The 12357-nt window shown below is 67.5% G+C and carries 10 protein-coding genes and 1 pseudogene; 7 read left to right on the forward strand and 4 right to left on the reverse strand.

The window, feature by feature from the left end; translation table 11 throughout:
- Positions 1–15 precede the first annotated feature (15 nt).
- The 4 genes from ACJH6I_RS18255 to ACJH6I_RS18270 are packed head-to-tail and all read right to left on the reverse strand — an operon-like array spanning position 16 to position 5718.
- Positions 16–1899: an acyl-CoA synthetase gene (locus ACJH6I_RS18255; RefSeq protein ID WP_318986017.1), complete on the reverse strand. Its 1884-nt coding sequence runs from the start codon at positions 1897–1899 to the stop codon at positions 16–18.
- A complete protein-coding gene (locus ACJH6I_RS18260; protein ID WP_318986018.1) occupies positions 1896–2834 on the reverse strand; it encodes a fumarylacetoacetate hydrolase family protein in 939 nt (312 codons plus the stop codon). The genes ACJH6I_RS18255 and ACJH6I_RS18260 overlap by 4 nt, the downstream gene beginning before the upstream one ends.
- Positions 2831–3964, reverse strand: coding sequence for a VOC family protein (locus tag ACJH6I_RS18265; RefSeq protein WP_318986019.1), 1134 nt, complete (start codon positions 3962–3964; stop codon positions 2831–2833). Before ACJH6I_RS18265 ends, ACJH6I_RS18260 begins: the two co-directional genes overlap by 4 nt.
- Positions 3961–5718, reverse strand: coding sequence for an FAD-dependent monooxygenase (locus ACJH6I_RS18270; protein WP_318986020.1), 1758 nt, complete (start codon positions 5716–5718; stop codon positions 3961–3963). The genes ACJH6I_RS18265 and ACJH6I_RS18270 overlap by 4 nt, the downstream gene beginning before the upstream one ends.
- Positions 5719–5900: 182 nt before the next feature.
- On the opposite strand from ACJH6I_RS18270, the gene ACJH6I_RS18275 reads away from it, so the two are divergent.
- The 7 genes and pseudogenes from ACJH6I_RS18275 to ACJH6I_RS18305 form a co-directional block, all read left to right on the forward strand.
- The gene (locus tag ACJH6I_RS18275) at positions 5901–6512 is read left to right on the forward strand and encodes a TetR/AcrR family transcriptional regulator (RefSeq protein ID WP_212811849.1); all 612 of its coding nucleotides are present in this window, start codon (positions 5901–5903) and stop codon (positions 6510–6512) included.
- A gap of 60 nt (positions 6513–6572) precedes the next feature.
- Entirely contained in the window at positions 6573–7580 is a 1008-nt protein-coding gene (locus ACJH6I_RS18280) for a cellulase family glycosylhydrolase (RefSeq protein WP_226521637.1), read from the forward strand.
- A 37-nt stretch (positions 7581–7617) separates the two neighbouring features.
- On the forward strand, positions 7618–8463 hold the full coding sequence (locus tag ACJH6I_RS18285; protein ID WP_226521638.1) for a siderophore-interacting protein: 846 nt from the start codon (positions 7618–7620) through the stop codon (positions 8461–8463).
- Positions 8464–8537: 74 nt separating this feature from the next.
- Positions 8538–9701: a lactate 2-monooxygenase gene (locus ACJH6I_RS18290; RefSeq protein ID WP_226521639.1), complete on the forward strand. Its 1164-nt coding sequence runs from the start codon at positions 8538–8540 to the stop codon at positions 9699–9701.
- A 133-nt stretch (positions 9702–9834) separates the two neighbouring features.
- On the forward strand, positions 9835–10944 hold the full coding sequence (locus ACJH6I_RS18295) for a Fic family protein (protein ID WP_406784355.1): 1110 nt from the start codon (positions 9835–9837) through the stop codon (positions 10942–10944).
- Between the two features lie 68 nt (positions 10945–11012).
- A complete protein-coding gene (locus ACJH6I_RS18300) occupies positions 11013–11909 on the forward strand; it encodes a tyrosine recombinase XerC (RefSeq protein WP_318986022.1) in 897 nt (298 codons plus the stop codon).
- 323 nt (positions 11910–12232) lie between these two features.
- A pseudogene (locus ACJH6I_RS18305) lies at positions 12233–12357 on the forward strand (IS110 family transposase); the annotation flags it as partial.

Genomic DNA, 12357 nt, shown 5'->3' on the forward strand with positions numbered 1-12357 from the left:
TTGGCGTCACGGTGCTCACTCCGCATCCACCAGCCGCCACGTGAGGGCGTAACGGCCCAGGATTGCCTCGACCGGGGCACGGTCCGTGCCGGGGGCCACGCGCACCGTGACAACCGTTGCTGCGTCTTCGGTATCCGCGGTCACGCCGCGCACGCCGTCGACATCTGCGACGGCGTCACGGACCGCGCTTCGGGCGGCGTCGGCCCGCAGCGGCAGCTTGTACGGCTTACCGACGGCGGTGACGGGGATGGCGTCGATCGCGATTACCGATTTCGGAGCGGCCGCGCTCTCGGCGACGTGCTCAACGGCCCACTGCCGCAACAAATCCGGAGTTGTGGCAGCGTCGGGCCGCAATGTGACATACGCGACCGGTACCTCACCGGCGTGCACGTCGGGCCGGCCGACCGCGGCCGCGCCGGTGACGTCGGGATGCGCCAGCAGTGCGTCTTCGATCATTGCCGGGTCGATGTTGTGCCCGCCGCGGATGATCAGGTCCTTCGCGCGCCCGCAGAGATGGACGAAGCCGTCGTCGTCGACCCATGCGAGGTCGCCGGTGTCGAGCCAACCGTCGACGAGCTTGCCGTTGCCGTCGAGGACGAAACCGTCAGAGCTGCGGTCGGTGACGTAGCCCGGGAACACGGTGGGGCCACCGACCACGAGGGTGCCGATCTGGCCGGCCGACAGTTCGTGCCAGTCGCCGTTGTCGTCGATGTCGACGGTCTTGAGTTGTTGGTAGGGGAGCCGCTGACCGGCCGAGCCGGGCCGGGGATGGTCGGGGAAGCTGCGCGCGCTGGCGCAGGTGGCCTCGGTCAGGCCGTAACCTTCCAGCAGGGGGACACCGGTGTGCGACTCGAAATCGCTGCGCACCGCAGGCGGCAGCGCGGAGGCACCGACAATCGCCATCCGCAGACTGGAGATGTTGGCATCGACGGGGAGCAGGCTGAGCACGGCGTACACCGTCGGTACCGCGCTCATGGTGGAGATCCCGTAGCGCTCAATGATTTTCCAGAAGTTGCCGTAGAGCGACATATCCCGGTAGCCGAGCGGGCCGGCCCACAGCACCTGCTGTCCGCGCAGCAGCGGCGCCAGTAGCGTCACCACGAGGGCGTTGACGTGGAACAGTGGCAGCGCGGCGAACAACACCGAGGTTTCATCGAGCACCGTGTTGGCGGCGATCATCCATGCATCGGCCACCTCGTTGGCGTGCGTGTGGGCGGCCAGTTTCGGCGCGCCGGTGGTTCCGCCGGTGTGGAACAACGCGGCCAGATCGGTGGATTCCGGTGCGGCGCCGTGGAATCGGGTGCCGTCGTGTGCCGTGGACAGTCGCGCCAGGTAGTCGACCTTGGCTCCCGCCACCGTGGGGACGTCGATCGCCGTCGCGCCGGTCGGCCCGATCAGCAGGATGGTGTCGATCAAGCCGGCACTGACGAGACGCTCTGCCACCGCCCATGCCGAGGCGTCGAGCTCAGCGTCCGCCGTGATGAGGACTCGGGCGCCGGATCGCCGCACCAGTTCACTGACGTGCTCCGGGGAGAGCCCGCCGTTGATGGGCGCCGCGATGCCGGCGAGCTGAGCCGCCAGCGTCGCGGTGATCAGGTCATCGCAGTTCGGTGCGATGAGCGCGACGGCATCATGGCGCTGAACACCCAAGTCGCGCAGTAGGTTTGCGCTCTGGTGCACGTCGTGCAGCAGTTGGCTGAAGGTGCGCTCAACGGGCTTCTCCCAACGTTCGCCGTCGGGCACGACGCTGACGGCGATCCGGTCCGGCCACATCTGTGCCGCGCGCGCCAGCAGCGCGTAGGTGGAGGCCGGCAAGCCCCGCTCGGAAAGTGGGACGGCTTCGATGTCGGCCAGGTCGCTCGGGCTGGAGTACCTGGGCCACAACAGGTTCGCGCTCATGCGTACTTCACGATGTTGCGCTGGGCACCGAGGTCGATGGCGCCGTCATCGGTGGCGATGGTCGTCTCGACGACGTCACCGTCGTGCAGGTATTTCGGGTTGCGCGCCTGGCTCTTGAAGAAGGCCTTCCATTTCACGGCGGGCGGCAGCAGCGACCCGATGAACGCGACAGCCTTGTGCGGCGCACTCAGCGCGGTGCCCACGGGTGTGCCGGTCAGAATCAGGTCGCCGGCACTGAGGTCTTGAAAGCGGGTCAGCGATTGCAGGGCCTGCAGCGGCGGGTAGATCATGTCGCCGGCAACGCGCATGTCTTGCCGCAGTTGGCCGTTCACGCGCAGCTGTAGTCGCAGCTCGCCGAAGCGCTTGAGCTCGGCGGCGGTCAACAGCACCAGGGCCGGGCCGACGGGCGTAAAGGTGGGGTAGGACTTGGCCTCGTAGAACTGTGTCTGGGGCAGCTGGATGTCGCGCGCGGAGACGTCATTGGTGACCACCAGTCCGGCTACGTAGTCGGCGAGGTTGGCCTCGGTGATGGTGCTGCCCACCGGGATGTCGGTGCCGATGACCAGACCGATCTCCACTTCGTAGTCCAGGAACTGCACGTGGCTGGGTTTGACGATCGCGTCCGATGGGCCCGTGATCGACGCCGACGATTTACGGAAGAAGGTCAACGGGATCGAGGCCGGTTCCATCCCGGCGTCTTTGACGTGCGAGGCGAAGTTCGTCATCTGGGCGACCACCCGGCAGGGTGCGGTCACGGGAGACACGAGTTCGAGGCTGTCGACCGGCACCGTGGCGGTGTCGGCGGCAGCGGCTTCGATGGCGGCGCGGTCGGCGAGCAGGGCGCCCGTGGTGGTCGCATCGGTGGCGATCTTGGCGGCACCGGTGGCGGTGTGCACCCACCAGGCGTCGGCGGTGCGCAGAACGGAGATGGTCATGACTTGGCTGCTTTCAGTAGGCCGATGAGGCGGTTGACGTCGAATTCGTTGTTGCTGCGCAGGGCGGTGAGCAGTTCTCGTACCTCGCCGCGCGCGTGCCGCGGACTGGTGCCGAGGAAGTCGGCGGTGGCCGGCGGTCCCCATTGCGCCAGGCCGGAGGCGGTGAACTCGGCCCATCCGGGTTCGAGCGTGCTGTCGAACATGTCGCCGTCGGTGAAGTGCTCGACCATGAACCCGTCCGGGTCACGCCAGTAGTCGAAGATCTGGCTGCCCTGGATGTGCCGGCCGATGCCCCAGGAGCGTTGGTAGCCATGGTCTTTGAGGTATTCACCACCGGCGGCGAGGGCGTCGAGGTCACTGACCTGATAGGCCGAGTGGACGTAGCGGTTCGCGGGCCCCAGCGCCAAGGCGAGGGTGTGGTGGTCGGTCGGGATCGAGCCGCGGTCACACCGGATGAAGCTCATGGTGGGGCCGCGTTCGCGCTGGCCCGGGAAGTACAGGAAGTCGCTGACGATCAAGCCGAGCGTATCGAGGTACCAGTCCAGCGCGGCACGGTATTTGGTGGACTGGACGACGACGTGGCCGAGGCGTTGCACCGTCGTCGGCACCCGCGGCGGCCGTTGAGTGGCGTTGATCCGGACGACATCGTGGCCGAGGTTGAAGGTGTGCGGTGCCTGGGCCGGCAGCGGGCTCAGCGGATGCGTACCGGACACCACGTGCACCGGAATACCGCTGGGGTCGGTCAAGTGCACACCCAGCCCGCCGATCGCCTCCGGTAGCGCGGTCACCCGGGCGCCGGTCTTGTCGGCCAGTCGGACCAGGTCTGTGTCGTCGCCGGCGGCGAACGCCATGCCGCGGAAACGCGTCTGCGCGCCACGCCGGATGAGGACACACGGGGCGTCGGGATCGCTGCCGCGCAAATGCAATTCGGTATCGGTGCGCAGCGCGGTGCCGAAGCCGAACGCATGGGCAAAGGCCTCGGCGCGCGCCAGGTCGGGTTTGTCGAATTCCAGCCAGGCGACGTCCGTCACCTTGATCAGTGGGTTGCGGGAGCGCCCCGGGTGCTCGCCGGCCAGTGCCCCCTGCGCGCTGTGCAGGCCGTTGTGGGCGCCAATGGTGTTGCTGCTCATCGTGCGTACTCCTTTCGTGACGCTGTGACCGCGGCGCCGACCGCACCCCGGACCTTGTCGATCACGGCCAGCGCGTCGGCGGGGCCGTGGTCTCCGCGCCATGCGACGTGCTGATCGGGACGGATGAGCACCAGGTCGCGCTCGTAGAGCTTGCGGGTGTGTGCGTCGCGGACGTCGACGACGGTCAGTGGGACACCGCGGTCGTCGGCCGCCGCCATCAAGTCGGTGATATCGATATCGGTGAAACGCAGCAGGGTGAATCCGGGGCCGAACAGATCGAACAACGCTGTGCCATCGGGCAGGAAGACACTCGGCGGGCGGGCACCCGGCACGGTGCTCGGGATGTACCGATGCGAGGGGCCGGCCGGCGGGCAGCTCGGTTCCGTACAGACGACCGGTGAGGTGTCATAGCGGTATCCGTACTCGATTCCGTCGGCCTCGTTTTCGAGGTTGCCGAGATCCAGAATCTCGCGTCCCAGGCGTGCGCGGTCGCGTTCACCTGACCAGTTCTGCCCGGAAAGCGATGCGCGGTTTGCCATTTGGATGGCCAGGCGCACCATGGTGTGGCGTGCTGAGGCATCCCGATTGGCGATCCCGACGCCGCGGCGTTCGGCCGCGTACGCACTGAGCAGGCGCGGACCGCCCCAGCCGTTGACAACGGCGGCCAGCGCCCAGCCCAGCCCGACCCCGTCGCCGACACCGGTGTTCATGCCGTAGCCACCGTTGGGCACCACCTGGTGGGCGGAGTCGCCGGCCAGCCAGACTCGGCCGTGCCCGTACGAGTCGGCCAGCGACAGCCGGGGCCGCCACTCGTTGGCAACGATGATGTCGCAGTCGAATTCGACTCCCAGGCGGGCGAACAGGAACTGCTTCGGATCGATCGCCTCGGTCTTCACTCCCACGCCGATCAGCGTGTGCAACGTCCAGGTGTCACGGTCGTTCTGCGAGATCAGGGTCCAGCCTTCGGGGGACTGGGTGTGCCAGGTGGTGCCGAACCGCTCCAAGATCTCGCGGGCCGGGGAAGTGAAATGCACCATGTACACGCGGCCGTCCATCGGGGTCTGTCGCTGGTCCATGAATGCCCGCACCGTGCCCGCGACCATTTTGCGCAGCCCGATTTCGCGGGCGGCCATACGGCGGATATCGATGTCGTGCAACGCGATTCCCAGTTCGCGTCGCACGATGCTGCCGGCGCCGTCGCAACCGGCCAGATAGTCCGCGCGTACGGTCCGGGTCTCGCCGGTGGCGCTGCAGTTGATGACGGCGTCGACGCCGCCGGCGTCCTGGCGGAACGACTGCAATGCCCACCCATACCGGACGTCGACGCCGGTGCGCGTCTCCAGGATCTCCTTCAGCGCCGGTTCGAGAATCGCCTGGGAGACCCGCATCGGGGGCTCCAATGCCATGGTCCCGTCGGTGCAGGCCCGGATGGCGTCGCGGCGCGCGGCCACCCCGGGGTAGCGGAATCGCGCCAACTCCCACCCACTGAGCTTGGTGACCCACGCGACGTCGAACGGATTGTCCTCGGGGACAGCCACTTTGCGTAGTTCGTCGGCGATGCCGAGTTGCCGGTACAGCTCCATGCTGCGGCCATTGGTGATGTCCATCTTGGGGTGCGTCGTCGTCGACGGATTGCGTTCGACGAGTAGTGCCGGCACGCCCTGACGGGCCAAGGTCAGCGCCAAGGTGAGGCCGACCGGCCCGCCGCCGGCGATCAGTACCGGGACCCGGTCAGTCGGGGAGGGTTCGATCATCGTTGATCCCTTCGAGTGGCAACAACTATGTATCGAATTGAACAGAAGTGTTCAACACAAGTCAAGGGTGTATTTTGAACAAAGTTGTTCAGAAGATCGATGATGTGTGCAATCGCTGTTGCTATCGTTATGGATTGGACAGGTGATGCAGACGGTGCAGGAGAACTTGAAGGAGCCGCGCCATGACCACAACTGACGACCGGATCGTGACGGCGGCAGTGCGGCTCTTCGTCGAGAAGGGCACCACGCAGGTCACCATCAGTGAGCTGGCGCAAGAGGCGAACGTGGCCCGCGGCACCCTGTACCGGAACGTCGGCTCGATGGACGATCTGTTCGATCGCGTCGTCAGTGAGGTCACCGCGGACCTGCATCGGCGCGTTTCGGCTTCGTTCCTGGCGGCGGCGACCGATGATGCCGCGACGAGGCTGGCCACGGGCATTCGGATGTGGGTGCGCTATGGGCACGAGAACCCCATGCTGGGACGGTTCGCCGTCAAGTTCGGCCTCAGCGAAGAGACGCTGCGCACCTGGATGGCCGGCCCGCCGAGCAGTGACGTCGACGCCGGCGTGGCGGCCGGCCGCTACCAGCTGGGTGAGATCGGAGTCGACAGCGTGGCCTCGATGGTCATGGGCGCCACGGTCAGCGCCATGTGGATGGTTCTGGAAGGTCATCAGACCTGGCGTGAGGCAGGCTCGGCCACTGCGGAACTTGTGTTGCGCGCCTTGGGGATCGACACCCAAGAGGCGCACCGCATCGCGACCGAGCCGCTGCCCGCACTGCAGCCGTCCGCCTGAATGCCCGCTGGCATGGTTCGCGCTCGCCGCTGTTTTCGGTGGCTCGCTGCCGTCATCGGATTGGTCGTCGCACTCGTGGCGGGCGAATGCGTGTGGGTGCGTCCCTCGCCCGTCGCGATGCCCGCGGTGCCCGACGCCGGTTACGGATTCAGCGTCGGCGCGCCCCAGTCCTGGATGAGCGACGCCGACGCCGACCGCGAACTCGATGCCGTCGCCCGAACCCGGGCGCAGTGGATGCGGGTGCTCATCGACTGGCACATCGTGGAACCCGTTAAGGGTCAATACAATTGGCACTACGTCGACCACTGGGTGAACGGCTCCAAGAAGCGTGGCCTGAAGGTGCTCGGCCTGATCGCGTACAGCCCCGCGTGGGCTCGGGCGCCGGGCTCGTATTTCAGTGCGCCACCGGTGAATCCGGCGGACTACGCCGCCTTCGTCACCGCCGTCGTGCAGCGCTACGGCGACCGCGTCGCCGATTGGGAGATCTGGAACGAGCCGAATCTGCCGCTGTTCTTCGGATTCACCGACAACCGCGCCGCCGTCTACACCGAGCTGCTCAAGGCGGCCTATCCGGCGATCAAGGCCATTCAGCCCGGCGCCACGGTCATCGCCGCCGGGCTCAGCCGCGCCACCGGCCCAGACGCACCGACCAAATTCCTCGCCGACATGTACGCCAATGGCGCGCGGAAGTTCTTCGACGCCACCGCGATGCACCCGTATGTGTTCCCGGGCGGCATCGCCGAAGACGGCGACAACGGGTGGTCGGACCTGGTGCGCGTGCACGACCTGATGACCGTCAACGGCGACGGCGACAAGAAGGTCTGGATGACAGAACTGGGCGCCTCGACGTGCGCGCCGCAGGCCCGGGGCGTCAGCCAGGACGAGCAGGCGCGCCAGATTCTGCAAGTGCTGTCGGGCGTGGCGGGGACGGGTTGGAGCGGCCCGGCCTTCATCTTCGCGGTGCGTGACACCGACACTGCCAAGCGTGACGACCTCGAATCCAACTTCGGTGCGTTGCTGACGTCGGACTGGAAGCCCAAGTACACGGCGGCGGTGCTGGCTCGGTAGCCCACCACGGCGGCCGCGCCGCTCGTATAGTCGAGGCGTGGCAGGCCGTCCGATTCATACGTTCGAAGTACTCCGCACCCAGCGCCTGACCCCGCACATGATTCGTGTTGTGTTCGGCGGCAACGGGTTCGACACCTTCACTCCCAAGGAATTCACAGATTCCTACGTCAAGTTCGTCATCGTGCCCACGGGCGTCCAGGTCGCCGGTCTCGCGCAGCCGCTGACGCTGGACAGCTTCGAGGAGCTGCCGGCCGACCAGCGCCCGACGGTGCGGACCTACACCGTGCGCAGCGTCGACGTCGAGCAGCGCGAACTCACCGTCGACTTCGTCGTACACGGCGACACCGGCGTGGCCGGGCCGTGGGCGGCGTCGTTGGCGCCCGGCGATCCGGCGTATCTCATGGGACCCAACGGGGCATACGCGCCCAACCCGGCCGCCGACTGGCACCTGCTGGCCGGCGACGAAGCCGGGCTGCCGGCGCTGAGCACCGCACTGGAAGCGTTGCCGCCCAACGCGATCGGCCACGCCTTCATCGAAGTCGACGGACCGGACGACGAACTCGAGTTGACCGCGCCGGCCGGCGTGAAGATCCAGTGGATCCACCGCGGCGGCCGCGCCGACCTCGTGCCCGATGACCAGGCCGGCGACAACGCACCGCTCATCGCGGCGGTCCGGGCGGCCGACTGGCTGCCCGGCCAGGTCCAGGTGTTCGTGCACGGCGAGGCGCAGACCGTCATGCACAACCTGCGGCCCTACCTGCGCAAGGAGCGCGGCGTCGGCGCCGAATGGGCGTCCATCTCCGGCTACTGGCGCCGCGGCCGTACCGAAGAGACCTTCCGGCAGTGGAAGGCGGAGCTGGCGAAGGCGGAAGCCGAGGCATAGGCCGGAAAGCCGACGCGCAGGCCGACGCTAATGTGCGATCCTCAGCCGAAGTTTGCGACGGAAGGGCGGGCCTGATGGCGTTCGGTGACTACCAACTCGAGATTTACCTGCAGGGGCTCGGCGGTGTCGTCCCGACGCTGCCGATCTCGTTCGCGGAACTCGAGGAGCGCGCCCAGGCCGCGATGCCGCCGTCGATCTGGTCGTACGTCGCCGGCGGCGCCGGTGACGAGCGGACGCAACGCGTCAACGTCAGCGCCTTCGAGCGTTGGGGCCTCATGCCGCGGATGCTGGTCGGGGCCACCGAGCGGGACCTGACGATCGACCTGTTCGGGCTGAAGCTGCCATCGCCGTTGTTCCTCGCGCCCATCGGCGTCATGGGCATCTGTGCCCGCGACGGCCACGGCGACCTGCATGCCGCGCGGGCCGCGGCCCAGACCGGGGTGCCGATGATGGTCTCGACGCTCACCAGCGATCCGCTGGAGGACGTCGCCGCCGAATTCGGTGATACCCCAGGCTTTTTCCAGCTGTACACCCCGAAAGACCGCGACCTGGCGGCGAGCCTCGTCAGCCGTGCCGAAGCGGCGGGGTACCAGGGCATCGTCGTCACCCTCGACACCTGGGTACCCGGCTGGCGCCCCCGCGACCTGTCGACCGCCAACTTCCCGCAGCTGCGCGGCCACTGCCTGTCCAACTACACCAGCGACCCGGTCTTCCGTGCCAAGTTGCCCGCGCCGCCCGAGCAGAACCCACAGGGCGTGGTGATGCAGTGGGTGCAGGACTTCGGCAACCCGCTGACCTGGGACGATCTGCCCTGGCTGCGGTCGCTGACGAAGTTGCCGCTGCTGGTCAAGGGCATCTGTCACCCTGACGACGCGCGGCGCGTCCGCGACGCCGGCCTCGACGGCATCTACTGCTCCAACCACGGCGGCCGGCAGGCCAACGGCGGAATTCCGGCCATCGACTGCCTGCCCGGCGTCGTCGCGGCGGCCGACGGCCTGCCAGTCCTGTTCGACTCCGGCGTCCGGACCGGTGCCGACGTCGTCAAGGCGCTGGCGCTGGGGGCGACGGCGGTCGGCATCGGCCGGCCGTACGCGTACGGCATGGCACTGGCCGGCACCGCCGGCGTCGTTCACGTGGTGCGGTCCCTGCTGGCCGAGACCGACCTGACCATGGCCATCGACGGCTACCGCTCACTGGCCGAACTGACGCCGGATGCCTTGCGGCGCGTCGACGTCTGAGCGAACAAGTGGATGCAACACCCGATCTTACATCCACTTAACTGATAAATGGATGTAAGATCGCAGGGTGCATCCACTTAGCGCTGTTACTTATGAGGATGTGCGCTGGGAGCCGCAGGTTCATTACGCAGGTATGCCAACCAAGTACGGCACCTACCATCCAGCAGTGCCGGCAAGCATCGCCGAGCTGGACCTGGTGTTGCCCGACGCGGTCTTGGCCGAGGCTGAAGCAGCGAGCCGCGAGATCGCCCGGTTCGACGCCGAACTAGCCGGCGAGATCGCACCGTTCGCTGCGGTCCTGCTGCGGTCGGAATCTGCTGCCAGCTCCCAGATCGAGAATCTCTGGGCGTCGGCAAGTGCTATCGCCGAGGAAGAGCTCGTCGGTGGCACTGGCAAGCGCAACGCCGCCGACATCGTCGCCAACACCGCCGCGATGCGGGCTGCGTTGGATCTCTCGGGGACCATCGACGCCGCAGCCATCCTCGCGATGCACGCCGCGCTCATGGTCAATCAGCCACGGCACACCCCGGGGCAATGGCGTACCGAGCCGGTGTGGATCGGTCGTGGATCGACACCTATCGGTGCGACATTCGTAGGCCCACGTCACGAACTCATTCCCGCTGCGATCGACGACCTCATCGCGTTCACGAAGCGCACCGACACCGCAGTACTGCCGCTGATCGCGGTAGCCCACGCTCAATTCGAGACGCTGCACCCGTTTACCGACGGCAACGGTCGCACCGGGCGTGCGCTGGTCCAGGCAATGCTGCGCAATAAGGCACTGACTCGTCAGATCACTGTGCCGGTGTCGGCGGGGTTGCTGGCCGATACGGACGGATACATCGGGGCACTTACGGCGTACCGGGAGGGTGACGCCGCGCCCATCGTGGAGCGATTCGCCGAGGCAAGCCTGCGTGCGACGGTCAACGGTCGGCAGCTGGTCACAGACCTGCGCACCATCCGCGCCAGCTGGAACGACAGGATCACCGCGCGTGCGGATTCAGGAGCGTGGAAGGTGGCCGACCTACTGACCAGCCGCCCCGTGATCAATGCCGCACTGCTCGTGGACAAAGGCATTGTGGCCCAGACTGCACACGCCCAGCGTGTACTGACGCCATTGGTTGAGGCAGGCGTGATCATCGAGACCACCGCTGGGCGCCGCAATCGCGTATGGCGATCCCCGGAGGTTCTTGCTGCGCTCGATGCGTTCGCCGAACGTGCGGGCAGGCGCGTCGACGCCTGAGGTCACAGCTCGGCCACCGACGGGTGGCGTGACGGGCGATCGGCCGAGCGTTCTGCCAACGTAGGGGAGTGCACCAGGCGGTTCTCGACGAGTTCGATCAGTACCTCGAACTCGAATGCGGGCGTTCCGAGCACACGCGGCGCGCCTATCTCGGTGACCTGCGGTCGTTGGGGGAATTCCTCGGCGACGACGCGACCCTCGGGGACCTGGACCTGATGACGCTGCGGTCGTGGCTCGCCGAACAGGCCGCGAGGGGCGCCGCCCGGACCACGCTGTCCCGCCGGACCTCTGCGGTCAAGACCTTCACCGCGTGGGCGGTGCGGCGCGGGCTGCTCGAGACCGACCCGGCCGTCCGGCTGCAGACCCCCAAGGCGCATCGGTCGCTGCCCGCAGTGCTGCGGCAGGACCAGGCCGTCGATGCCATGTCGGCGGCGAATTCCGGTGCCGAACAAGGTGATCCGGTGGCGCTGCGGGACCGGCTGATCGTCGAGATGCTGTACGCCACCGGCATCCGCGTCAGCGAGCTGTGCGGCCTGGACATCGATGATGTCGACCAGAGCCGACGGTTGCTGCGCGTGCTCGGAAAAGGCGACAAGGAGCGCACCGTGCCCTTCGGCGAGCCGGCCTTCAACGCGCTGCGGGCCTGGCTGTCCGACGGCCGCCCGGCGCTGGCGGTCGCGACGTCCGGCCCGGCGCTGCTGCTCGGGGCACGGGGACGACGCCTCGACCCCCGCCAGGCGCGAACCGTCGTGCACCAGACGATCTCGGCGGTGGACGGTGCGCCCGACATCGGGCCGCACGGCCTGCGCCACAGCGCGGCCACCCACCTGCTGGAAGGCGGCGCCGACCTGCGCGTGGTGCAGGAGCTACTGGGCCATTCGTCGCTCGCGACGACGCAGCTCTACACGCACGTCACCGTCGCCCGGCTGCGCGCCGTCCACGACCAGGCCCACCCCCGCGCGTAACTCGCCATCGCGAGCTTTTTGGGGCCGCTCGCCGGTGGCGAGGGTGCGCATCCCGCACGCGAATAGCGGCGTGTCGCCGTACAGACACTCAGTGTCATTCTCGAGTTGCCGCTGTTGCGGTGGTTGGGTTACTTCTCACCTGGTATTTGGCTCTTGCAAACACTGCCGCCTGCGGGCTGGCATTCGGCCGTTGTGCCGATACCAGGCGGGAAGGACCGACCGGCGTGACTTGATAGGAGCGTGGCACCGCCCCCACTGAGATGTGTCCTGCCGGCCGGCCCGACCTTCGCCTCATCCACCTCTGATGAAAGAAGGCACCGTTCATGGTCGTCGTTGGAACCGATGTCCACAAGCGCACCCACACCTTTGTTGCGGTCGACGAGGTCGGCCGCAAGCTCGGTGAGAAGGTCGTCAAAGCCACCACCATCGGACACCACAAGGCGTTGGC

The sequence above is a fragment of the Mycobacterium sp. SMC-13 genome, assembly GCF_045311035.1.
Taxonomy (GTDB): domain Bacteria; phylum Actinomycetota; class Actinomycetes; order Mycobacteriales; family Mycobacteriaceae; genus Mycobacterium.

Coding starts and splice junctions, on each gene's coding strand:
- ACJH6I_RS18255 (WP_318986017.1), bottom strand. CDS start 1,899: ATGAGCGCGAACCTGTTGTGGCCCAGGTACTCCAGCCCGAGCGACCTG.
- ACJH6I_RS18260 (WP_318986018.1), bottom strand. CDS start 2,834: ATGACCATCTCCGTTCTGCGCACCGCCGACGCCTGGTGGGTGCACACC.
- ACJH6I_RS18265 (WP_318986019.1), bottom strand. CDS start 3,964: ATGAGCAGCAACACCATTGGCGCCCACAACGGCCTGCACAGCGCGCAG.
- ACJH6I_RS18270 (WP_318986020.1), bottom strand. CDS start 5,718: ATGATCGAACCCTCCCCGACTGACCGGGTCCCGGTACTGATCGCCGGC.
- ACJH6I_RS18275 (WP_212811849.1), top strand. CDS start 5,901: ATGACCACAACTGACGACCGGATCGTGACGGCGGCAGTGCGGCTCTTC.
- ACJH6I_RS18290 (WP_226521639.1), top strand. CDS start 8,538: ATGGCGTTCGGTGACTACCAACTCGAGATTTACCTGCAGGGGCTCGGC.
- ACJH6I_RS18295 (WP_406784355.1), top strand. CDS start 9,835: ATGCCAACCAAGTACGGCACCTACCATCCAGCAGTGCCGGCAAGCATC.